This window comes from Kitasatospora sp. NEAU-69 (genome assembly GCF_057158765.1).
This window is the reverse complement of sequence record NZ_JBWXUE010000026.1, coordinates 57,696-79,115: the sequence shown is the minus strand read 5'-3', so window position 1 is coordinate 79,115 and position 21,420 is coordinate 57,696. Positions and strand designations below refer to the sequence as shown.

The 21,420-nt window shown below is 70.8% G+C and carries 21 protein-coding genes; 5 read left to right on the top strand and 16 right to left on the bottom strand.

What is annotated here, in order from left to right:
* Positions 1-16: 16 nt before the first annotated feature.
* The 5 genes from AC060L_RS27145 to AC060L_RS27125 all read right to left on the bottom strand — a co-directional run bounded on the left by AC060L_RS27145 (position 17) and on the right by AC060L_RS27125 (position 2,844).
* On the bottom strand, positions 17-820 hold the full coding sequence (locus tag AC060L_RS27145) for a hypothetical protein (RefSeq protein ID WP_483801561.1): 804 nt from the start codon (positions 818-820) through the stop codon (positions 17-19).
* A 22-nt stretch (positions 821-842) separates the two neighbouring features.
* Positions 843-1,205: a hypothetical protein gene (locus tag AC060L_RS27140; RefSeq protein ID WP_483801605.1), complete on the bottom strand. Its 363-nt coding sequence runs from the start codon at positions 1,203-1,205 to the stop codon at positions 843-845.
* A 68-nt stretch (positions 1,206-1,273) separates the two neighbouring features.
* Positions 1,274-1,561, bottom strand: a complete 288-nt coding sequence (locus AC060L_RS27135) for a hypothetical protein (RefSeq protein ID WP_483801560.1) — start codon at positions 1,559-1,561, stop codon at positions 1,274-1,276.
* Positions 1,562-1,650: 89 nt separating this feature from the next.
* The gene (locus AC060L_RS27130; RefSeq protein ID WP_483801559.1) at positions 1,651-2,256 is read right to left on the bottom strand and encodes a phage tail tube protein; all 606 of its coding nucleotides are present in this window, start codon (positions 2,254-2,256) and stop codon (positions 1,651-1,653) included.
* A gap of 174 nt (positions 2,257-2,430) precedes the next feature.
* On the bottom strand, positions 2,431-2,844 hold the full coding sequence (locus AC060L_RS27125) for a hypothetical protein (protein WP_483801558.1): 414 nt from the start codon (positions 2,842-2,844) through the stop codon (positions 2,431-2,433).
* A gap of 352 nt (positions 2,845-3,196) precedes the next feature.
* Here AC060L_RS27125 and AC060L_RS27120 point away from each other — a divergent pair, with 352 nt between their 5' ends.
* Positions 3,197-3,631 (top strand): hypothetical protein, encoded by a 435-nt coding sequence (locus AC060L_RS27120; RefSeq protein ID WP_483801557.1) that lies wholly within the window; start codon positions 3,197-3,199, stop codon positions 3,629-3,631.
* A gap of 95 nt (positions 3,632-3,726) precedes the next feature.
* Here AC060L_RS27120 and AC060L_RS27115 read toward each other — a convergent pair whose 3' ends face one another.
* From AC060L_RS27115 to AC060L_RS27105, 3 genes are all read right to left on the bottom strand, one after another.
* Complete coding sequence (locus AC060L_RS27115; protein WP_483801556.1) at positions 3,727-3,945, bottom strand: hypothetical protein; 219 nt, start codon at positions 3,943-3,945, stop codon at positions 3,727-3,729.
* Positions 3,942-4,847, bottom strand: a complete 906-nt coding sequence (locus tag AC060L_RS27110) for a hypothetical protein (protein WP_483801555.1) — start codon at positions 4,845-4,847, stop codon at positions 3,942-3,944. Before AC060L_RS27110 ends, AC060L_RS27115 begins: the two co-directional genes overlap by 4 nt.
* A gap of 116 nt (positions 4,848-4,963) precedes the next feature.
* Positions 4,964-5,224: a WhiB family transcriptional regulator gene (locus tag AC060L_RS27105; protein ID WP_483801554.1), complete on the bottom strand. Its 261-nt coding sequence runs from the start codon at positions 5,222-5,224 to the stop codon at positions 4,964-4,966.
* A 460-nt stretch (positions 5,225-5,684) separates the two neighbouring features.
* Between AC060L_RS27105 and AC060L_RS27100 the strand changes: the two genes are divergently transcribed.
* Positions 5,685-6,191, top strand: coding sequence for a helix-turn-helix domain-containing protein (locus AC060L_RS27100; RefSeq protein ID WP_483801553.1), 507 nt, complete (start codon positions 5,685-5,687; stop codon positions 6,189-6,191).
* 130 nt (positions 6,192-6,321) lie between these two features.
* Positions 6,322-6,861, top strand: a complete 540-nt coding sequence (locus AC060L_RS27095; RefSeq protein WP_483801552.1) for a hypothetical protein — start codon at positions 6,322-6,324, stop codon at positions 6,859-6,861.
* Between the two features lie 36 nt (positions 6,862-6,897).
* Here AC060L_RS27095 and proC read toward each other — a convergent pair whose 3' ends face one another.
* Positions 6,898-7,725: a pyrroline-5-carboxylate reductase gene (proC, locus tag AC060L_RS27090; protein WP_483801551.1), complete on the bottom strand. Its 828-nt coding sequence runs from the start codon at positions 7,723-7,725 to the stop codon at positions 6,898-6,900.
* Positions 7,726-8,268: 543 nt separating this feature from the next.
* Between proC and AC060L_RS27085 the strand changes: the two genes are divergently transcribed.
* Positions 8,269-9,744, top strand: coding sequence for a cation:proton antiporter (locus tag AC060L_RS27085; RefSeq protein ID WP_483801550.1), 1,476 nt, complete (start codon positions 8,269-8,271; stop codon positions 9,742-9,744).
* On the opposite strand, the gene glgA is transcribed toward AC060L_RS27085, so the two are convergent.
* Positions 9,723-10,907, bottom strand: a complete 1,185-nt coding sequence (glgA, locus tag AC060L_RS27080) for a glycogen synthase (protein WP_483801549.1) — start codon at positions 10,905-10,907, stop codon at positions 9,723-9,725. The two genes, AC060L_RS27085 and glgA, sit on opposite strands and share 22 nt — an antisense overlap.
* 46 nt (positions 10,908-10,953) lie before the next feature.
* Positions 10,954-11,136, bottom strand: coding sequence for a hypothetical protein (locus tag AC060L_RS27075; RefSeq protein WP_483801548.1), 183 nt, complete (start codon positions 11,134-11,136; stop codon positions 10,954-10,956).
* 281 nt (positions 11,137-11,417) lie between these two features.
* Between AC060L_RS27075 and AC060L_RS27070 the strand changes: the two genes are divergently transcribed.
* Positions 11,418-12,764, top strand: coding sequence for a helix-turn-helix domain-containing protein (locus AC060L_RS27070; RefSeq protein WP_483801547.1), 1,347 nt, complete (start codon positions 11,418-11,420; stop codon positions 12,762-12,764).
* Positions 12,765-12,825: 61 nt separating this feature from the next.
* Here AC060L_RS27070 and glgB read toward each other — a convergent pair whose 3' ends face one another.
* From glgB to AC060L_RS27045, 5 genes are all read right to left on the bottom strand, one after another.
* Entirely contained in the window at positions 12,826-15,108 is a 2,283-nt protein-coding gene (gene glgB, locus AC060L_RS27065) for a 1,4-alpha-glucan branching protein GlgB (protein WP_483801546.1), read from the bottom strand.
* A 97-nt stretch (positions 15,109-15,205) separates the two neighbouring features.
* Entirely contained in the window at positions 15,206-16,825 is a 1,620-nt protein-coding gene (locus AC060L_RS27060) for a maltokinase N-terminal cap-like domain-containing protein (RefSeq protein ID WP_483801545.1), read from the bottom strand.
* A gap of 1 nt (position 16,826) precedes the next feature.
* Entirely contained in the window at positions 16,827-18,929 is a 2,103-nt protein-coding gene (locus tag AC060L_RS27055) for an alpha-1,4-glucan--maltose-1-phosphate maltosyltransferase (RefSeq protein ID WP_483801544.1), read from the bottom strand.
* Between the two features lie 19 nt (positions 18,930-18,948).
* Positions 18,949-19,545, bottom strand: coding sequence for a DJ-1/PfpI family protein (locus tag AC060L_RS27050; protein ID WP_483801543.1), 597 nt, complete (start codon positions 19,543-19,545; stop codon positions 18,949-18,951).
* 50 nt (positions 19,546-19,595) lie between these two features.
* Complete coding sequence (locus AC060L_RS27045) at positions 19,596-21,275, bottom strand: thiamine pyrophosphate-binding protein (protein WP_483801542.1); 1,680 nt, start codon at positions 21,273-21,275, stop codon at positions 19,596-19,598.
* Positions 21,276-21,420 lie beyond the last annotated feature (145 nt).

Here is a 21,420-nt window from a genome sequence, read left to right as displayed (position 1 = left end):
TTTACTTCCAGCTTCCTCAGGAGGCTATCGTGCTCTTCAGGTCAGCGATCGCGCCGCTCAGGTGACTGATCGTTCCCCGGATGGACTGGGCGTTCTTCTCGGATTCCTCCTTCGCCTTCCGGAGATCCTCAGCCTTCGCCATGGCCTCTGTGATCTTCGGTTCGAAGCTCGTCATCTTGTCGAGATACTTCTGTGCCCTCTTCTCCAGCTTCGCGATATTGGCATCCTTCTGCTCGATCTCTTTATTGATCGCCGCGACTCTGCTCTTCGCCTCCTCGTCCTCCCGAATCTTCTCGAGGTCGTAGGGGGCGAGGTCGCGGGCAGCCTTGGTCTTCTTCGCCGCATCCTCCGCGCCGGGAATGCTCGCCTTCAGGGCATTCCTCTTGGCGATCTCGGCTTCGATCTTCTCGGTCTTGCCATCGACCTTTCCGACCATTCCCTCAAGCTGCTTCATGCGCTTGGCGAGCCCCCACTCGGGGTCGTTCTCCTTGGCATCTCGGGTGAGCGGATGCCCCTTGAAGACAATGCTCTTGAAGACGTTTTCCATCTTCGCTTCGAAGAACGCGACCCCGGGCCACCTAAAGATCTCGATCCCCATGAAGGTGACGCCATGGAGATTGATGTTGAGCGGATCCGGGTTGATGCTTACCAGCTGCGCCTGGAAATAGACGACCTGGGCGCTGACCTGAGCGAACTGCCGGCTCAGGTTCTCCGTGTTGTACGTCTGAGCCAGGAGGTCCGCTCTGAGGCTTGCGATCTCGCCCGGTATGTTTTCCGGATTTATGTCATGGTGCCAGTTACTGGGAGGCGGATTACTCATTTTCCGGCCCCTTCCTGCTGGTTTAAGCGAAGAACTGCCGGATTTCGGCGGGCGATGAGGAACCAGGCAGGGCCGGGCCGGCCGGGGCGGGGTCCGTGGCGCGGGAGGTGGCGTCCGGGTCCACGTCCGACTGCATGCCCGGGCGCGCGATCGGCTCCGGCGGGTCGAGCGGGTCGGCATCCTCGTCGCGGTTGATGGTGGCGAACATCCAGTTGGAGACGGCCAAGTGATCCACGGCGGCCGCGAGCAGATGGTCCGTGACGGACCAGTCGGCGGCCTCCCCGTGGAGTTCGCGAGCCAGCGCGCTGTCCGCCGGCATGTGCCGGATCAGCACCGCGAGCCGGCGGGCGGAGAGCCGGTCGCGGTGCCAGTCGAGCAGGTCGATGCCGTAGTGCCGGAGCAGGTCGGCTTCGAGCGCCTCGGCGTGTTCGTCTACGAACGCGCCGAGGCTGATCATTCCCCCAGGCCGAGCCCGGACTCCTTGCCGTACGCCTCGAGGATCGCGCCGATGTCCTGCATGGACAGCTCGTGGCGGTCCAGACGCTCGAACTGGGCCTCACCGAGAAGCAGTCGCAGCAGGCCGTCGACGTCGTTGTCGTCCAGCTTTGCGAGCTTGCGCGCGACGCGACGGGTCAGCTCGGTGGGGAGTTCGAAGACGTCGCCGTCGATCTCGAAGGTCCAGGAGCGACCGAGCGCCTCCTGGCGCTGGGCGCGGGCGGCGTTGACGCTGAAGCTGGCCATGGATGTCTCCTCTGTGTGGGAGTCGGAAAGTGGGAAAGGGCAGAGCCCGGGGGCGGAAAGCCCCCGGGCTCCTGGGTGGTGACGAAGCGTCAGGCGACCGGCACGTTGGCCATGGCCTTGTCGTTCATCAGGATGGTGGCGAGCGGGTTGACGTCGTTCGTCGCCAGCGCGGTGAAGGTGATACCGAGCTTGATGGCGGCGCTGCGCGCCAGGGTCAGGTCCTCGGTGTCGGTCACCTGGCCGCGGGGGATGATGAAGCGGTAGGTGACGGCCGAACCGTCGGTGAACTCGATGCCGAGCGTCTTCTCGTTGGCCACCGGGATGGTCGCCAGGTTGTAGGAGTAGACGGTGGGCGGCGGCGGGGTGGCGGTGCCGGGGGTGGACGCGGCCAGCGCGCCGTCGCCACCGAGGAACATCGGCAGCGTGGACGAGTTCACCTGCAGCAGCTGGAACTTGACCTTCAGGTCGCGCTCCGCGAAGACCAGCCGCGAGGCGCTGGCCGACTGCCAGCTGTGGATCGGGTCGAGCTTGTCCTTCTTGGTGATCTTGATGCCGTCGGTCGAGGTGTAGCCCAGGTCCACCCAGGACGCGCCCCAGGCGGTGGAGACGTCCGTCGGGGCGGCGGTGCCGACCGGGGCGATGAGGATGCGACCAGCACCGGCGACGCGGATCTCGCCAGAGTTCGAGCCTGCCATGGTTACTCCTTGGTTTCTGCGGTGGCCGTTCCCGGGTCCGGGAACGACGAAGGCCCCGCCGATGTGGACGGGGCCTGCTTGTGGAGGGCGCGTGGCGCGCCCAGGGGGCGACGAGCCGTCAGGCTCGTTCGCGGGGAGCGCGATGAGGCGCTCGGGGATGCCGGGCCGTCAGGGTCAGGCCGGCTGAACGGTGTACCGCGTGGTGTTGCGGTAGCGGAAGCCGTTCGGGTGGAGGTAGTCAGGGAGCCAGCGCGGGCCGTCGGTCTCGACGACGTCGAGGACCTGCGCCGCGCCGTAGACGCTGCCGCGCAGCAGCAGCGTCGCGGACCGGGCGAGCAGCAGGTTCGCGTGGGCGGTGGTCTTGTCCGGCCCGTAGGCCTCCATGTCGACCCACGGTGTGTCGAGGTGCTGGTCGTCGATCCAGGCACCGCCGGTGCGCGAGACCAGGATGAGGTTCTGCGTCCCGTCGAAGGTGGCCGGCGGCTTGTTGTCGACCGTGATGTTGACGAGTTCGGGCCGCCCGCGAAGGAGGGCGATGACCATCTGCTCGGCGTCCGGGTAGGAGACCGGCAAGGGTGGTGTCGTCATGAGTGCTGCTCCTTTCTTCTGACCGCGATTCAGGGCTGCGGGGGTGTCGGGCGGTCGGGGCCCGGCTGGGTGACTGGGACCTCGGTGCGATGCGAGGGAGGGAGTCCGTACACCCGCCGGGCGCCCGAGGCCGCCCAACGCGAAGCGGCGGATCCGCGCCCCGTTGTTCGGGGCACAGCTCCGCCGCTGCACCTATCGTGACCGAGTGCGCGCGCGAGCGCAACTTATTCGGAGAAGCAGTTCCGGCCCGGGCGGGATCGGCCGTTCGCCGGTGCGCCCGGCAGCGGACTGCCAAGATCCATATGTGCAGACGAACACAACGGCCCTGAGGCCTCTGGGGATCGCCAAGCGCATGCGCCGCTGGGCAGCGGCGGCTGTGCCGGCGGTGGCAGGGGTGGGCTTCCTTGGTGCCCTGGTCCATCTGGAGGACCAGTACGCCGCGCTCGAGCACGGCGTGCACGCCACGGCGATCGTCAAAGAGATCAGGCGTGAGCCCCGCAACACCTTCTTCCTGCTCGGCTTCCCAGCGACACCCGGTGCTCCGGCGGACACCTGGACCAAGGGCATCGATGGCGCCGCGGTCGGCAAGACGGTGGACGTCGTCTACGACCCGGCGCACCCTGGCAGCGTGGAGGCCACCTCCGCCGTCTCCAGCCAGCGGATGGTCATGCCCTTCCTGCTTGTCCCCCCTGGACTGGCCTGCCTGGGCGTGGCCTGGCTGATAGGACGCACACCGGAGAAGGCGAAGTCACGCGCACCGGAACCCGCCGACCTGCCGCCGGCCTGAGCCGGACGGGGCCGGAGACAGCACGAGACCCCCGCCGCGATCCTGCTGCGGCGGGGGTCTCGTGCTGTGCTGGTCGGTCTGCGTCCGCCAGTCCGTCAACTGCGCTCGTGGCGGCGGCGGGTGGCCCGTTCGGCGGCGAAGACGTCCTCCAGGCGGAAGAGCAGCGCCTTGCCGCGGCGGCCGGCGGCGGCCAGGTGGCCGAGCTGGACCCACTTGCGGATGGTGGCCGGTGCGACCTCGACCTCGGCGGCGGCGATCACGCCGGTGACCAGGGCCGGGCCGGCCGGCAGGCTGGGGGTGAAGGCGATGCTCATCGGCCCGTCTCCTGCTCGCCGTTGACGGTTCCGGCGGCTGCGACGGCTTCGGCGGTCTCGGCTGCGGACACGCCGGTCGGTTCGGCCTCGGCGTCGGCCACCAGGGCGGCGAGCACCGCTTCGTCCACGCCCGCGTCCAGGGCGAGCTGGCCCCAGGAGGTCTCCTGCCAGGTGTGCCGCCGGCCGGGGTTGGTCGTGCAGCCGCACTCCTCGTCGGTGCAGCGGCAGCCGGGGTTGACGCAGAGCACGGCGCGCCAGGCCGGGAAGGCCCGCAGCGACACCGAATCGCACCAGGGGCAGCGGCCGCGCACCCGGACCAGCATCTCCGTCTCGCCGAGCGCGGACGCACAGCGGCGGGCCATCCGGCGGCTCTCGTCCAGCACGTGCGCGGAGAGCAGCGGGTGCTCGGCGACCCTGTCGAGCAGTGCGGCGAGCCGGCCGATCCGGGTCGGCACGTCCGCTCGGCGGGGGCGGCCCAGCCGCAGCTTCTCCCAGACCGCCTCCTCCAACTCGACCACGCCGTCGGTGATGTCGCGGATCGCGTCGGAGACGTGCAGGTTGATCGGCGCCGCCCCGCCGCCGGCCGCGGCCAGCCCGTGCTGCTCGTTCCAGTGCGCGGCGTCGCGGTCGGCGCGGTCTCGCTCGGCGCGGGCCGCGAGGGCGGCCGGGGCCAGCGGGGCGCGCGAGCGGGTCGAGGCGCCGGGGCGGCCGGGCGCGAGCTCGGTGATCAGCTCGGGGAACTGCCGGTCGAGGATGTCCAGCCAGAGCGCCGCGCGGGCGGCGTGCCGGCCGGCGAACGCGGACGGGCCGGTGGCTGGCGGCACGGTGGCGGACGGCATGCCGGCCTCGGCGTCCTCGGTGGCTGCGGTGACTTCTGCGGGTCCTGCGGATGCTGCGGTCATGCGAGTGGTCCCCCTGAGTGTGGTCGTTGGAACTACTGATCCCCGCAGTGGGGTTGGCGCCGCCATGGCCCGTTCGGCAGCCGTGGGTGGCTGCGCGCGGCGGCGCCGGCCGACCGTCAGTCGGCCTGCTCGGCGCGGGCGATGCTCCGCCCGTTGCGCCAGAGCACGCCGCCGCAGACCCCGTCGAACCAGGAGTGCTCCGGCGCCACCGCCGCCCGGCACTCACGCGCCACCGGGCAGCGCAGGCAGCGGCCGAGCGCCGGGCGGGCCAGCTTCAGTCGCGTCGCGAAGACCGTGCGCGCCGGCAGGTCAGTGCAGGCTGCGGCGAGGCGCCAGTCCGCGAGGTCGTCGTCCGGTGCGGTGCGGGAGGTCGGCATGGCGGCGGTACTCCTGGTGTCGGCAGGGCGCGATGTGGGACGGCGAAACGGCGTGCGGCGGTGTGCGTCCCCGGCCGGCGGCCGCGGGACGGTGGCCTGCGCGGCGGTGGGAGTGCGCGCAGGCGTGGCATCGCCCGTTGTTGCGTGTGCGCATCCATCTTGCTTTGTTGCGATCGCGCTCGCAAGCTCTTTGATCGCCGACGGACGCCGTCGGGCCTCCGATGGGCCTCCGGCAGGCCTCTGACGGGCCTTCAGCAGCACCCCAGCGAGCCCTCAGCGTCTCGTCAGTGCCTCTTCAGCACCACCTCAGCAGGCCCTGAGTGGGCCTCCTTTGGCCCGCCGATCGGCAGATCATTCGCAAATCGTCACCATCACGTTCAGCACTGCGGCACATTGCGTGCGCGAGCGAGCGGTAACCTGAAGCTGCGATGCGTGACAGGTGGAGGGAGGCAAACCACTGATGATGCCTAACGGCACAGACATCGAACGGTTCGCAGCATGGGTCGAGGGGCTCATGCGCGATCGCGGCTACGACATCGACAGCCCGCGCGGCGGTGGCAAGTCCAAGCTGGCCGAGGACGCCGGGGTGCACCGGGCAGCAGTCACCCGGCTGTTGCAACGCCAGAGCATGCCCGACCTGGACACCATGCGCGGCCTTGCCCGGGCACTGGACATCCCGGTCCGCGAGATCCTGATCCGCTCGGGGAAGCTGACCGAGGAAGATCTTCCGGAGGCGGTCGGTTACTCTGCGGTGGGGGTGATCTCGGGCTCGTCCGCGGACGGATACGTCGTTGCCCGGATGACTCTGGAGCAGGTTGCGGAGGCGCTCGGGATTCCTGACGACCGACGTGAGATGTTCATCAAGGTCGCCCAGCAGTTCACACCGGAAGAGCCGGGTACCGAGCAGGGCACGGGTCGCGACAGTGGGGTGGGAAGCACGACCACACGGCGGCTCGCAGCGGGCTGAGGCCGGTTGGGCGAGAGGCGTTCAGCGCGTGGCGGGGCAGAAGAATCACGCAGACGGGGGACTGCCCCCACACTCAACCTCGGGCGAGGCGGACCCTACCCTCCTCGCCCTGCTCGGTCGTCTCGCGTCCATGGATCCCATCGGCGAAGCGGGGGCTCGCCGACTTCCGTCGACCGTGGTCAACCGGCTGCTGGCCGTGCTGATCGAACAGAACCTGCCGGCGGGCTTCGTGGTGACCACCCAGGACGAACTGGACCGGAGCCGCGAGCGCGCCTATGCCGACGGCTGGCAGGACGCGCAGCGCTACGCCGCCCATCGGGCCCCGGAGGCTGCCGACCCCGGGCCGGCCGCCGCAACGCCGACCGCGAACCACCCGGCCGACCCGGCCGACCCGGAAAGCTCGTCAACTCCCGCCGCCGGACCCGGCGGCGCGGGGCCCCACAGCCCCGACGCGACCGGCGACACCGAAGCCACCGTGCTGGCCTTCCCGCCGCGGATCCCCTTGGTCCGCGCCGCCGACGCGGGCGCCCGGACCGAGCTGATGCCGCACCGGCCGCGCCGCAGACGGCGCGTACCACCGGCCGCGCCCGTCCCACCGGCCCAGGCGGTCCCACCGCGGCCGACGCCGGCCCGACCGATCCCACCGAAGCCCGGCCCGGATCGGGACTAGCGCCTGTCCGGAGCCGGCGGCATCACGCGTGTGGCGTCACTTCCCACCGGAGGCCAGCTCCTGGGACCGGTCCCGGGCCGCCTCCAGTGCGCCGAGCAGCGCCGCCCGCACCCCGTGGTTCTCCAACTCGCGGATCGCCGCGATGGTGGTGCCGGCCGGTGAGGTGACCGCCTCGCGCAGTTTGACCGGGTGCTCGCCGGAGTCGCGGAGCATCACCGAGGCGCCGATCGCCGACTGGACGATCAGGTCGTGCGCGACCTGCCGGGGCAGGCCGAGCAGGATCCCCGCGTCGGTCATCGCCTCGACCAGGTAGTAGAAGTAGGCGGGGCCCGACCCGGAGAGCGCGGTGGCGGCGTCCTGCTGGGCCTCCGGCAGCCGCAGCGCCTTGCCGACCGACTGGAAGATCTCCTCCGTCCGCAGCAGGTGCTCCTCCGTGGCATGCGAACCACCGGAGATCACGCTCATCCCCTCGTCCACCAGCACGGGTGTGTTGGGCATCACACGGACCACCGCGGTGCCGGTCGGCAGCCGGGCCTCGAGCCAGCGGGTCGGAATACCGGCCGCAGCCGAGATGACCAGGCGATCAGCGCCGACGTGCGGGCCCAGCTCCTCCATCAGCGTGCCCATGTCCTGCGGCTTCACGGCCAGGATCAGGGTGTCGGCGAGCTTGGCCGCCTCCTGGTTGCTGGTTGCGGACACTCCGTAACGGGCGGCGAGCTCGGCGGCGCGTTCCGGGCGGCGCGCCGTGACCAGAACGTCCGTCGGACTCTTGCCCGCCCGCAGCAGGCCGGACAGCAAGGCCTCGCCGATTTTTCCGGTGCCGAGAAAGGCAATCCGCTGGGAGTGGACGGCGCTGCTGGTCATGGGCTGGCTCCTTGATCACCGCGACGGTTCTGCCGCCCATCCTCGCACCGGTGCCGCTTCGACCCCAGGCCCTGTCCGCTCGGCGGACCACGCGGCAGCGTCCGGCACCGGCCGACGGAGTCGGGCGCCACGCCGCGGCCGAGTTCTCAAGATCAACCGTGGCCACCCCGGAGCCACGGGGAAAGCCGTACTCGAACCAGTTCGCCGTGATTTTCCCCCCGGCGTGATCGTTGGGACATCGAACAGTACGCCCCCACCCACGACCGGGCGCCGCCGCATTTTGGATGACAAGATATATTTCTGACTGTCAATCAGCGTGTCACTGGATGGTCGCATGCTAGCCATGGGGACATCCGGACGCGGGAGGCGCGGTATGGCGAGGCCTGTACTGGGCGCGTTCCGGCTGGTCACCCCGCGTGGGACCGACTGGTGCCGCCAGTGACTTCATTTGACGCGACAACCCGACTACTGGCCGGACTCGCCCTCCTCCTGGGGCTCAGCCGGGGCGCCGGAAGACTGGCCACTCGACTCGGACAGCCCGCCGTGCTGGCCGAGATCGCAGTCGGAGTGATCCTCGGGCCGACCCTGCTCGGCAGGCTGCTTCCCGGCCTGCACGGCCAGTTGTTCGGAGACGAAGTACGACCGGTGCTGAACGGCCTCGCCCAGCTCGCGGTAGCGCTCTACGCGTTCGAGATCGGCCACCATCTGGTCGCCGCGGACAGTCGCTCCGGGGCGCCGACGGCGGACCGGGCCGGGACGGACGAGGCCGGGCCGGACCGGCGTGACGGCGGCGCCACGCCAGAGCCGGGCAGCCGGCCGGGCGCACCGATCATGCTCGCCCTGGTGTCACTGCTCGCCCCGGCCGTCGCCGGTCTGGCCCTCGCGCCGTGGCTCTTCGGACAGCGGCTGGCCGGTGCGGGCACCGGGCCGTGGGCGTTCGCGCTCTTCCTGGCTTGTGCACTCGGAGTGACCGCCGTGCCGGTGCTGGCCCGGATCCTGCAGGACCGCGGCCTGGAGCAGACCCCGGTCGGACGGCTCAGCCTGCTCGCCGCCTCGATCGGCGACGGCGCCTGCTGGTGCCTGCTCGGGCTCTCCCTCTGGGCAGCCGGCCGGATGGGCTGGCCGCAGCTGCTGGCCGCCGCTCTCGCCACGGGCTGCGCGGGCCTGCTGGCCCGCCGCCGCACCGCTGCCGCCACTGCCGCCGCTGCCGCTGCCGACGGCCGTGACACGGCGGATCGGCCCGAACGTTCGACGAGTCAATCCGGACCGGCACGGGCCTGGGCGGCGGCGCACTCCCGGCTTGAAACAGCGCGCGGACGGCGCGAAACCAGCGCCGTGACGCTGACCGGCGCGATCTGCCTGGCCGCGGCGTGCTCGTCCGCACTCGGCCTGCACCCGCTCTTCGGCGGCCTGGTACTCGGCCTGGCCTGGCCGACGCAGCGCGCCACCACCACTCCCCCGCCACCGGCCGGCGCCCAGCCCCCCGGAGTACAGCGCACGCCCCTGGCCGCGATCGGGCCGCCGCAGCCACCCCAACCGCAATCGATCCCCGTGATCAGCCAGCTGGCCGCCGTCCTGCTGCCCTGCTTCTTCCTGGGCGCCGGCCAGCAGGTCGATCTCGGCCGGGACCTGACCGACGCCGGCTTCCTCGCCCTGGTCGCCGTCCTGCTGGTGGTCGCCACCGTGTCGAAGCTCGCGGCCTGCACGGTGGTCGGCGCGCGCTACGGGTTCGCCGGCCGCGACGCGCTGCGCCTCGGCGTGCTGATGAACACCCGCGGGCTGACCGAGATCGTCGTGCTGACCACCGGCTACCAGGCCGGGCTCATCGGCCACCGGCTCTTCGAGGCGCTACTGGTCGTCGCCCTGCTGGCCACCGCGATGGCCGGGCCGGCCCTGGCGCTGCTCACCCCGGACAGCGGTCCGGAGAACACCGCGCAGGAAGACACCGCGCAGCAGGACGGAGTGATGGAGAACGGGATGCCGGAAGCGGCGCGGTCTCAGCCGACCAGCTTCTCGTAGACGAGCAGCGTGCGCTCCGCGACACCGGTCCAGGAGAAGTGCTCGACCGCCCGGTCCCGCCCGGCCGCGCCGAGGCGTTCGGCCAGCTCACGGTCGTCGATCAGCCGGTTGATCGTGCTCGCGAGTTCCTGTGCGAGCTGCTCCGGGTCGGCCGGCTCGCCGGTGCCGTCGGGCAGTTGCTCGTACGGGACGAGCAGACCGGTGGCGCCGTCCTCGACGACCTCGGGGATCCCGCCGACCGCGGTCGCGACCACGGCGGTTCCGCAGGCCATCGCCTCGAGATTGACGATGCCCATCGGCTCGTACATCGAGGGGCAGACGAAGACCGTGGCGTGCGTGAGCAGTTGGCGCAGGCTGCGGGTCTCCAGCATGCCGTCGATCCGGACCACGCCCTCGCGGACCCGGCCCAGCTCCTCGATCAGCGCGGCGACCTCGGCGTCGATCTCCGGAGTGTCCGGCTGGCCGCAGCAGAGCACCAACTGCGCGTCGGGGTGCAGGCCGAACGCGGCCCGCAGCAGGTGCGGCAGACCCTTCTGCCGGGTGATCCGGCCGACGAAGAGCACGATCGGGCGGCGCGGGTCGATGCCGAAACGTTCCAGCGCGTCGGTGCGCGGGTCGGCCCGGTAGTCATTGGTGTCGATCCCGTTGTGGATGACGTGCACCTTTGCCGCGTCAACCTCGGGATAAGCGGTGAGGATGTCCTCGCGCATCGCGGCGGAGACCGCGATCAGCGCATCGGCCGCTATCGCCGCGGAGCGCTCCATCCAGCTGGAGAGCGCGTATCCGCCGCCCAGTTGCTCGGCCTTCCACGGGCGCAGCGGCTCCAGGCTGTGCGCCGTCATGACATGCGGTACGCCGTGCAGCAGCTTGGCCAGGTGACCGGCCGCGTTCGCGTACCAGGTGTGACTGTGTACCAGGTCGGCACCGGCGCAGTCGGCGGCGATCCGCAGGTCGGCGCCGAGGAACTGCAGTGCGGCGTTCGCCCCGGCGAGGTCCTCGGGTAGCGAGTAGGCCGTGGTCCCGGCTTCGCTCCGCTCGACCCCTAGGCAGCGGACTCTGACATCGGCGAGACCGCGCATCGCGCGGGTGAGTTCCGCGGCGTGAACGCCGGCTCCGCCGTAGACCTCCGGCGGGTATTCCCTGGTCAGGAGGTCGATCCGCATGGTGTGTCCCTTCTGGGGTGGTGGTGGCGCTCAGCGTCGGACGTGGTTAGCAGCAGCCGCCGTTCTCACCCATCGGCGAGGCGGTCGGCGCCGCGGCCCCCGTGTTGGAGGTCACCAGTGGCGCCTGCTGCGTCGTCGGCGTGCTCGCCACACTGCCGGAGCTGGTGGCGAGCACACCCGCGGAGGCGAGGACGACTGCCGAGAGGAGGAGCGGAAGGACCTTGCGCATGACTACGTGCCTTTCGCCGAGCCGAATCTGTTGACAGGCAGAGTCAATCCAAGTTGACCCCAGCTGTCAATCATCAACTTGACTGCGCTGTCACCCCCCACGGAGCGTGACCATGGCGTTTCAGGGAAGAGTGGAGGAGGCTGGGAGCGTTCATCTGATGCACTGCCCCCGGCTCGGTCGGTAACCTTGGCTACTGTCAGCTGGTGGTGTAAAAGATGGAGTCAAATGGGCATCCCCGAGGTGCGGCTGAACCAGCCGTCCTCCCCGTTGACCGGAGAACCATGGACCAATCACAGAGCGGTACGAACGGGATCGGGCAGCGGCTGCGCGAGTTGCGCCAGAAGCGCGGACTCAACCAGCAGGACCTGGCCTCCGCGGACATCTCGGTCAGCTATGTCTCCTTGATCGAAACCGGGAAGCGGGCTCCCTCGGAGACGGTGCTCAAAGCACTCGCCGACCGGGTGGGGTGCACGGTCGACTACCTGAAGACCGGCAGGGACGACGCCCGGGTCAAGGAGCTGGAGCTCAAGGTCGCCTTCGGGGACATGGCGCTGCGCAACGGCTCCAACGGTGAGGCGCTGCAGTCCTACAGCGAGGCGCTGGCGAACTCCCCCCTGCTCGGCGAGGCCACGATCCGGCGGGCCAGGCTCGGCCAAGCGCTGGCCTTCGAGAAGCTCGGCCGCCTGGAAGCCGCGATCCAGCTCTTCAACAAGCTCTTCGAGGACCCGGGAACCGTTCCGGGCTCAGCGGAGTGGGCTCAGCTCGCGGTGGCGCTGTGCCGTGCCTACCGCGATGCCGGCGACCACGTGCTGAGCGTTGAGATCGGCGAGCGGGCCATGAAGCAGCTGGACGGCCTGGGCCTCGACGTCACCGACGACCACATCCAGCTCGGCTCCACGCTGATCACGTGCTACTTCCACCGCGGCGATCTGACGCACGCCCAGCTGCTGGTCGACCGGCTCACCACAGTGGCCGAGGAGAACGGGTCCCGGGTTGCTCGGGGTTCGGTCTACTGGAACGCCGCCGTGGTCGCCCGCTCACAGAACCGCGTCGCCGAGGCGCTCGCACTCACGGAACGCGCCTTGGTGCTGATGGCGGAGAACGACAACATCCGCCATACGGGCGTCCTCAAGCTCAACTGTGCCTCCTACCTCCTGGATTCGGACTCCGACGACCTTGAGCGAACGCAGGCGCTGCTGACCGATGCCCAAGCCGCAGTGCTGGACGTCGGCACCGCCATGGAGCAGGCACTGGTCGAGATCACTCAGGCTCGGTTGGCGATCCGACAGGGCAACCCGGAGCTTGCCTCCGAGCAGGCCAGCCGCGCGCTCGGCCTGCTGCGCAACGACGCCCGCTGGGAGTCGGCGCGGGCTCGAGTCCTGCTCGCCCAGGCGCAGTTCGAGAAGGGCGAGACGACGGAGGCGCTGGAGACCCTGCGGGCGACCGAGCGGCATTTGGGTCAGATTCCCCCCACCCGGCTCACCGCCCAGGTCTGGCGACAGGTCGGCGACCTCTGGCAGCACAGCGGATACGTCACCGAGGCCATGGGCGCCTACAAGCAGGCGCTCGGCGAGGTCGGCCTGCTGCCGCTGACCCAGCCCATCCGCGCCACCGTCAGCACCCGCTGATCCACCCCAGCACGATCCCGCCCCAGGCCGGGCGCCCCCCGGGCGCCCGGCCTGTCCGGGCTCAGGCCAGCGGCCGGGCCGGCGCCAGCGGCAGGTCCGGGCCCTCCGGGCAGAGCCAGATCGTGGCCAGCGGCGGCAGCGTCAGTTCGGCGCTGAACTGCTGGCCGTGCCAGGGCTGGTGCTGGGCCTGGTACGGCTCGGTGCGGCCGGCCCCGCTGCCGCCGAAGCCGGGCTGGTCGGTGTCCAGCACGGGGTGCCAGCGGCCGTCGGCCGGCAGGCCGATCCGGTAGTTCACCCGTACCGTCGGGTTGAGGTTGCTGACGCAGACCAGCAGCCGGCCCGCCGCGTCCCGCCGGACGAAGGAGTAGACGTTGTCGGCCGCCGCGTCGGCGTCCAGCCACTGGAAGCCGTGCGAGTCGGAGTCCAGCTGCCACAGCGCCGGGTAGTCCTGGTACACCCGGTTGAGCTCGCCGACCAGGCGCTGCATGCCCCGGTGGTCGGCGGCGGCCTGGTAGCTGTCGTCGAGCAGCCACCACTGCGGTCCGCCGTCGTGGTCCCACTCCGCGCCCTGGGCGAACTCCTGGCCCATGAAGAGCAGGTGCTTGCCCGGGTGGGCCCACATGAAGCCGAGGTAGGCCCGCTGGTTGGCGCGCTGCTGCCACCAGTCGCCGGGCATCTTGTTGACCAACGAGCCCTTGCCGTAGACGACTTCGTCGTGCGAGATCGGCAACACGAAGTGCTCGGAGTACGCGTAGACCATCGCGAAGGTCAACTCGTTGTGGTGGTACTGCCGGTGGACGGTGTCGCGGGAGAAGTACCGCAGCGAGTCGTGCATCCAGCCCATGTTCCACTTCAGGCCGAAGCCGAGGCCGCCGGACTCGGTCGGGCGGGTCACCCCGTCCCAGGAGGTGGACTCCTCGGCGATGGTGACCACACCGGGGTTGCGGCGGTAGACGGTCGCGTTCATCTCCTGCAGGAAGGCGACCGCGTCCAGGTTCTCCCGGCCGCCGTACTGGTTGGGCAGCCACTTGTCGTGGTCGCGGGAGTAGTCGAGGTAGAGCATCGAGGCGACGGCGTCCACCCGCAGGCCGTCGATGTGGAACTCCTCGCACCAGTACACCGCGTTGGCGACCAGGAAGTTGCGCACCTCGGGGCGACCGTAGTCGAACTCCAGGGTGCCCCAGTCGGGGTGCTCGGCGCGGCGCGGGTCGGCCGGCTCGTAGAGCGGCTCGCCGTCGAACCGGGCGAGCGCGAAGTCGTCCTTCGGGAAGTGCGCCGGCACCCAGTCCACGATCACGCCGATGCCGGCCCGGTGCAGCGCGTCGATCAGGAACTTGAAGTCGTCCGGCGTGCCCAGCCGGGCGGTCGGCGCGTAGAAGCCGGTGACCTGGTAGCCCCAGGAGCCGCCGAACGGGTGCTCCATCACCGGCAGGAACTCCACGTGCGTGAAGTTCAGTTCGCGCAGGTAGGCGGGTAGCTCCTCGGCCAGCTGCCGGTAGCTCAGGCCCGGCCGCCAGGAGCCCAGGTGCATCTCGTAGACCGACATCGAGGAGTGCAGGTAGGAGTTCCGGGACCGGTGCGCGAGCCAGGAGTCGTCGTTCCAGACGTACTCCGAGCTGTACACCACCGAGGCGGTGGCGGGCGGGAGTTCGGTGCGCCGGGCGAGCGGGTCGGCCTTCTGCAGCAGCCGCCCGTCACGGGTCGCGATCTCGTACTTGTAGACCGTCCCGTCGCCGATGCCCGGCACGAAGAGCTCCCAGACGCCGCTGGAGCCCAGCGAGCGCATCGGGAACCCGGTGCCGTCCCAGAAGTTGAAGTCCCCGATCACCCGGACGCCGACCGCGTTCGGCGCCCAGAGCGCGAACGCCACGCCGGTGACGCCGTCGATGGTGCAAACCCGGGAGCCGAGCGCCTGCCAGAGCTGCTCGTGCCGGCCCTCCCGCACCAGGTGCAGGTCCAACTCGCCGAGTGTCGGCGCGAACCGGTAGCCGTCCTGCTCGATCTGCTCGGGCGCCTCGGCCTGCGCATCCCCCTCGGCGGTGCCCTTCGGGGTGACCACGAACCGGTAGTCGGGTATCCAGCCGGTCGGCATCAGGCCGGTGAAGAGCCCGTCCTCGCCGGGCGCGAGCGCGATCCGCCCCATCGCGGTCTCCAGCAGCACCCGTTCGGCTCCCGGGCGCAGTGCCCGGACCGCCACCCCGGCCTTGCCGGAGTGCGCGCCGAGCACTGCGTGCGGGTCGTGGTGGCGGCCCGCCAGTAGCCTGGCCACCTCCTCCTCAGCCGGCCGCGCCGGAGCGAGCTGCAGGACCGGTGGGTCCAGTTCAAGGGCGAGGCGCGGTGTCACGAGAGTGGTTCCTTCTTTCGAGCGGCCGCTGCAGCAGCCGCAGGTCCGGGGACGGAGTCGAGGATCGGGAATCGGGGAGCGCGTGGAGCCGTGCGGTTCAGCGCCCGTGGACCAGGCGCTGGATCGCGGCGAGCGGGATGGGCAGCCAGTCCGGCCGGTGCTGGGCCTCGTAGACGGCCTCGTACACCGCCTTCTCGGCCTCGAACGCCCGCAGCACCACCGGGTGGCAGTGCGGGTCGGTGCCGCCGGCAGCAGCGTAACCGGCGGTGAAGGCCCGGCGGTTACGAACGGCCCAAGCATAGGCCCGCCGACTCTGCCGCAGCTTGTTCGCCGACCGCTCCGCCTCCTCGGCGGCCGACAGCAGCGACGGCGCCGAGGGGTCCGCGGACGCCTCGCCGTCAGCACCCGCCGACCCACCCTCCTCCGGGGGCAGCCCGGCCAGCGCCTGCTGGGCGGCGTAGTCGTAGGAGCGCAGCATGCCGGCCACGTCCTTGAGCACCGGCTGCGGCAGGTGCCGCTCGGCCACCGGACGGGACGGCTCGCCCTCGAAGTCGATGACCTTCCAGCCGTCGTCGGTGCGCAGCACCTGGCCGAGGTGCAGGTCACCGTGGATCCGCTGCCCGGGCAGGCCCTGGCCGCGCACCGCGATCTTCGCGAAGTCCTCGTAGAGACCGGTCAACCGGCCCTCGTAGGGCTCCAGTTCCGGCACCACCCGGACCGCCGTGCGCAGGTCGCGGCGCATCTGGTCGACCTGGGCCAGCACCTGCTCCGGGCCGAGCTCGACCTGCGGGAACGCCTCGGCCAGCGCGCTGTGCACCTCGGCGACCGCGGCGCCCAGCGCCCGCGACTCGGCGGTGAAGCCGCCGACCGCCGGGACCGTCTTGCAGATGCCGGTGACGCACTCGGCGGCCTGCTCGACCGCCAGCTTCCAGCCGTCGCCGAGCGCCGGCAGGAACTCCTCCAGGATGCCGAGCACGACCGACTCCTGCGGGTCGCCGTCGGTGTGCATCCAGCCGGTGAGGCCCGGGATCCGCCGGCACTGCACCCGGGTGAGCGCGCGCAGCGCGTCGGTCTCCGGGTGCGGTCCGGGCTCCGGCTGCCGGAAGATCTTGAACAGCAGCTGGTCGCCGAAGATCACCGTGCTGTTGCTCTGCTCCACCGCCAGTGCCCGCGCCGCCAGGCCGGACGGGATGGTCTTCGCGCCGGTGAGCGACATCCGCAGCACGCCGGTCTCCCCGCCCGCCGCCGTGCGCTCCAGCAGGCGCTCCATCAGCTCGTGGTCCTCGGTGGCCTCGTAGAGCTCCCAGCCGTCCCAGGGGCCGCCCGTGGCGCGGCCGATGCCGGCCGAGGCCAGCTCCGCCGGCAGCTCCGGGCGCAGGCCGACCAGCAGTTGGTAGTGGTGCTGGGCGGTGCTGCCGGCCTGGGCACCGCCGTGCTTGGCGTCCAGCAGTGAGTGCAGCAGCACCGGACCGCGCTCGGCGACGCCGACGTGACCGTCCGGGGAGCCGCCCAGCACCGAGGCGGTGACCGGGGTCAGCTCCTGGAGGCAGCCCTGCTCGTGGCTGAACCAGCGGCGGGTGACCAGCCAGGGCATCAGGGCCGGCAGTAGCGGGCGCAGCAGTGTGTCGGCCTGTAGCTCGGCGCCGTGCTCCAGGCCCACGCACTTGGCGCAGACGGGTGCGGCTTCGGAGGCGGGTACGGTCGCGGTCGCGGGCATCTCAGCCCTCCTGACGGATCGTGAGGATGTGGGCCGGCCCCTCCTCGGGGTCGAGGCGGACGTAGTTCTGCTGCTGCCACGTGTAGTCCGCGCCGGAGAGCTCGCATCGCACCTGGTACGGACCGTCTCCGGGCAGCGTGACGGTCGCTTCCTGGACCTTCTCGGGGTCCAGGTTGACGACGGTGATCACGTGGTCCGTGCCGGTCTGCTTGGCGTACGCGATGATCTGCTCGTTGTCGGTCTCCAGGAAGCTGAGGTTGCGCAGCTCCTGCAGGGCCGGGTGGGCGCGGCGCAGCCGGTTGAGCGTGGTCAGCAGCGGGGCCAGGGTGTCGGTGCGGCTCCAGTCGCGCGGGCGCAGCTGGAACTTCTCGCTGTTCAGGTACTCCTCGCTGTCCGTGCCCAGCGCGTCGTTCTCGCCGAGTTCGAAGCCGGCGTAGACGCCGTAGCTCGGCGAGAGCGTGGCGGCCAGCACCGCGCGCAGCGCGAAGGCCGGCAGGCCGACGTTCTGCACGTGCTTGGGCAGGATGTCCGGAGTGTTGGTGAAGAAGTTCGGCCGCAGGTAGGCGCCGGTCTCCTCGGTGAGCTCGGTCAGGTACTCGGTCAGCTCGGCCTTGTCGGTGCGCCAGGTGAAGTACGTGTAGGACTGCTGGAAACCGACCTTGGCGAGCGTCTGCAGCATCGCGGGCCGGGTGAACGCCTCGGCCAGGAAGACGATGTCGGGGTCGGTGCGGTTGATCTCGCCGATCACCCGCTCCCAGAAGTGCACCGGCTTGGTGTGCGGGTTGTCGACCCGGAAGATCCGCACGCCGTGTGACATCCAGTGCCGCAGTAGCCGCAGGCTCTCCGCGACCAGGCCCTCGAAGTCCTGGTCGAAGTTGATCGGGAAGATGTCCTGGTACTTCTTCGGCGGGTTCTCGGCGTACGCGATGGTCCCGTCGATCCGGTGGCTGAACCACTCCGGGTGCTGCTGCACCCACGGGTGGTCCGGCGAGGCCTGGAGCGCGAAGTCCAGGGCGATCTCCAGCCCGAGCTCGTTCGCGCGGGTGACGAAGGCGTCGAAGTCCTCGATGGTGCCCAGGTCCGGGTGGATCGCGTCGTGGCCACCCTCAGGTGCGCCGATCGCCCACGGGGAGCCGACGTCGTGCGGGCCGGCCGTCAGGGTGTTGTTCGGGCCCTTGCGGTAGGACCGGCCGATCGGGTGGACCGGCGGCAGGTAGAGCACGTCGAAGCCCATCGCCGCGACAGCCGGCAGCCGCTCGGCCGCGGTGCGGAAGGTGCCCGAGCGCATGGGCCCCTCCTGCCCGGTGCCGGGCAAGGAGGGAGGGTCCAGGGTGGCGCCCTCGGAGCGCGGGAAGAACTCGTACCAGGAGCCGTACAGCGCCCGGCGCCGCTCCACCTGGAGCTCGAAGGTGCGTGAGGAGGTGACCAGTTCGCGCAGCGGGTAGCGGGCGAGCACCTCTTCGACGGCCGGCAGCATGGCGGCCGTCAGCCGCTCCAGCGGCGGGCGGGAGCGGTCGCGCAGCGCGTCCACCGCGACCAGCACGGTGGTGCGCCCGGTGCCCTGCGGCACCCCGGCGGCCACCCGCTCCAGCAGCTGCGCGCCCTCCTCCAGCGTCAGTTCGACGTCCTGGCCGGCCGGGACCTTGATCTCGGCCCGGTCCAGCCAGCTGGTCACCGGGTCGCTCCAGGCCTCGACGGTGAACGTCCAGCGGCCCATCGTGTTCGCGGTGACCTCGGCGCCCCAGCGGTCGGTGCCGGGGGCCAGTTCGCGCATCGGCGTCCACGGTCCCGGTCTGCCGTCGGGGTCGCGCAGCACCACGTTGGCGCCGAGCTTGCCGTGGCCCTCGCGGAACAGCGTGGCGCCGATCAGGAAGGTTTCGCCGCGCACCGCCTTGGCGGGCCGACGCCCGTCCTCGACCACCGGAGTGACGTCGAGGACGGGTATTCGGCCCACCAGGGGTGCGGGCAGCGCGTCGGTGACCGGGCCGGCGGTGGCCCGCACGGCTCGATCGGTGCCGCTCACGGCACCGTTCGGTGCAGGGGTCGTCCCCTCGGCGGGGGCGACCTCGGCCGTGGACTGCGGGCGGGTTGCCAGATCGGTCATGTCCAGCTCCTGTGGGCCGTCAGGCGACACCGGCGTGTCGCCGGCTTGCGCGCTTCTCGAGTTCCTCGATGATCTGGCGGGCGAAGACGTGGCAGTGGTTGCCGGTGCGTGCGGTGACCAGGTCGTCGTCCACGACGACGTCCTCGTCCACGTAGACGCCGCCCATGTTCTTCAGGTCGCCGAGCAGGTTGTTGTGCACCACCGCGCGCCGGCCGCGGATCACACCGGCGATCGGCGCCGCCAGCCACATGCCGTGGCAGATGATGCCCTTGACGATCGCCGGGTCGGCGAAGGCCCGGCGCAGCAGCGCGGTGGCCGGCGGCAGCTCCTTGATGTCCTCGGTGTAGCGCAGCCGGTCGGCGACGATGCCCGAGGGGACGATCAGCGCGGCGTACTCCTTGAGCGCGTACTCGTCCATGCCCTCGAAGGACTCGGTCACCTCGAACGGCATCCGGTGCTCGTGGCCGCGGAAGACGATCCGCTCGTTGCCCCACATCCGGGTGAGGAAGTGGACTTCGGCGCCCTCCTCGGCGAACCTGCGCTGGTAGTAGAGGATCTCCGGTTCGTAGAAGTCGCTCTCCATCAGGACGGCGATCTTCTGGCCCTTCAACGCCATGGAACTCTCTCCTTCTGGTCCGGTCCGGGCAGCTCGTAGACCAACCGGTCTCAGGAGGAGCGGCCGATGACGAGGTCGATCAGGAACGGTCCGGGGTGCGCGAGCGCCTCGGTGATCGCCGGCGCCACCTGCTCGGGCTTCTCGACCCGGATCGCGCGGACGCCGAGCGACTCGGAGAGCGCGGCGAAGTCGATGGCGGGCGTGGTGAGGTCGAACATGTCCGGGAAGTCGTGGTGCTCGACGTCCACGGTCTTCCAGTAGACCTCGATGTTGTTGTCCAGCAGCTGGTAGCGGCCGTTGTTGCAGATCACGAACTTCGCCGCGATGTTGTAGCGGGCCGCCGTCCAGAGCGCCTGGAACGTGTACATGCTGCCGCCGTCGCCGGTGAAGCCGATGACGGTGCTCTCCGGGTGGGCGAGCTTGGCGCCGACCGCGCCGGGGATGCCGACGCCGAGCGAGCCGCCGCGGGTCGTCATCTGCTGGAGCGGCTTGTTCGACGGCAGGTGGCGGAAGAGGGCGGGCCCGGAGGTCAGCGCCTCGTCGAAGACGATCGTGTCCTCGGGGATCTGCTTGGCGAGCTCGTAGCCGAAGAGCGCGGCGGTGACCGTCTGGCCGTCGTTCTGGAAGTCGGCGATGTCCTTGGCGATCGCCGCGGCGCGCGCGGCCTGCTTCGCCCGGCCGGACTCGGCGAGCCGGGTCGCGGCGTCCGACTTGCGCTCGGCGGTCATCTTCCGGGTCAGCGCCTCGGTCAGCCGGGGCAGCGTCTCCTTGGGGTCGGCCAGCAGGCCGAGGTCCACCGGGAAGTTCTTCGCGATCGCGCCGCTGTCCAGGTCGAGGTGGACGATCTTCGCGTCCGGCGCGAAGACGCCGTCCAGCAGCGGGTAGACCTCGGGCAGTGTGTAGGTGCCCACGATCAGGATGCCGTCGGCGGCGCCCGTCACCTTCTGGCTGACCTCGCCGAACATGTGGCCCAACTGGCCGCCGTACAGCGGGTGCTCGGCCGAGAGGTTGACCTCGGCCCAGTCCGCGCCCCAGACCTGGGCGCCCCAGGCCTCGGCGAACGCCGCGAACTCGGCGTGCGCGCCGGAGAAGTGGACGCCGTCACCGGCGATGATCAGCGGTCGGCGGGCCGGCGCGAGCAGCTCGGCGGCCTGCTCCAGCGACGCCGGGGTGGGAATGCTCGTGGTGGTGAGGAACGAGGTCGGGACCGCCTCCTCGGTGGTCTCGGCGTCCATCACGTCGGCCGGCAGCACGACCAGCACCGGCCCGTAGGGCGGGGTCGCGGCGACCTTGATGGCCCGGCGCAGCACCCGCAGCGTGGACTGCGGGTCCACCACGCGGGTCGCCCACTTGGTCACCGGCTTGGCCATCCCGACCAGGTCGGCGGCCATCTGGGCCTCCATGCTGTCGTAGGCCAGGCCCGACTCGCCGACCACGCAGACCAGCGGCGCGTGACCGCGCATGGCCTGGTACAGCATGCCGATCCCGTTGCCGAGGCCGACACCGGAATGCAGCTGGAGCAGCGTGGGCTTGCGGGTGGCGCGGGCATAGCCGTCGGCGACGCCGACCACCACGGCCTCCTGCAGCGAGAGCACGTACTCCAGTTCGGGGAAGTTGCGGAGCTCGTCCAGGAAACCCTGCTCCACGGTCCCCGGGTTGCCGAACATGTACTTGATGCCGTCGGCCTTGAACTGTTCGAGCATTGCCACCCGGGCCGGCCTGCTAGCCATAGCTCTCTGCCTCACTTCTGCAATGTCGCGACTGCGATGTCTCTGCGATGTCGGGGGGTGTCGTGCTGTGGCAACCAGGTTGGGCGGGCGGCCGCGCGGTGCGCGCCGTTGATGCGGCCGCCCGCCAAGGGGCCGCGCTGGGGAG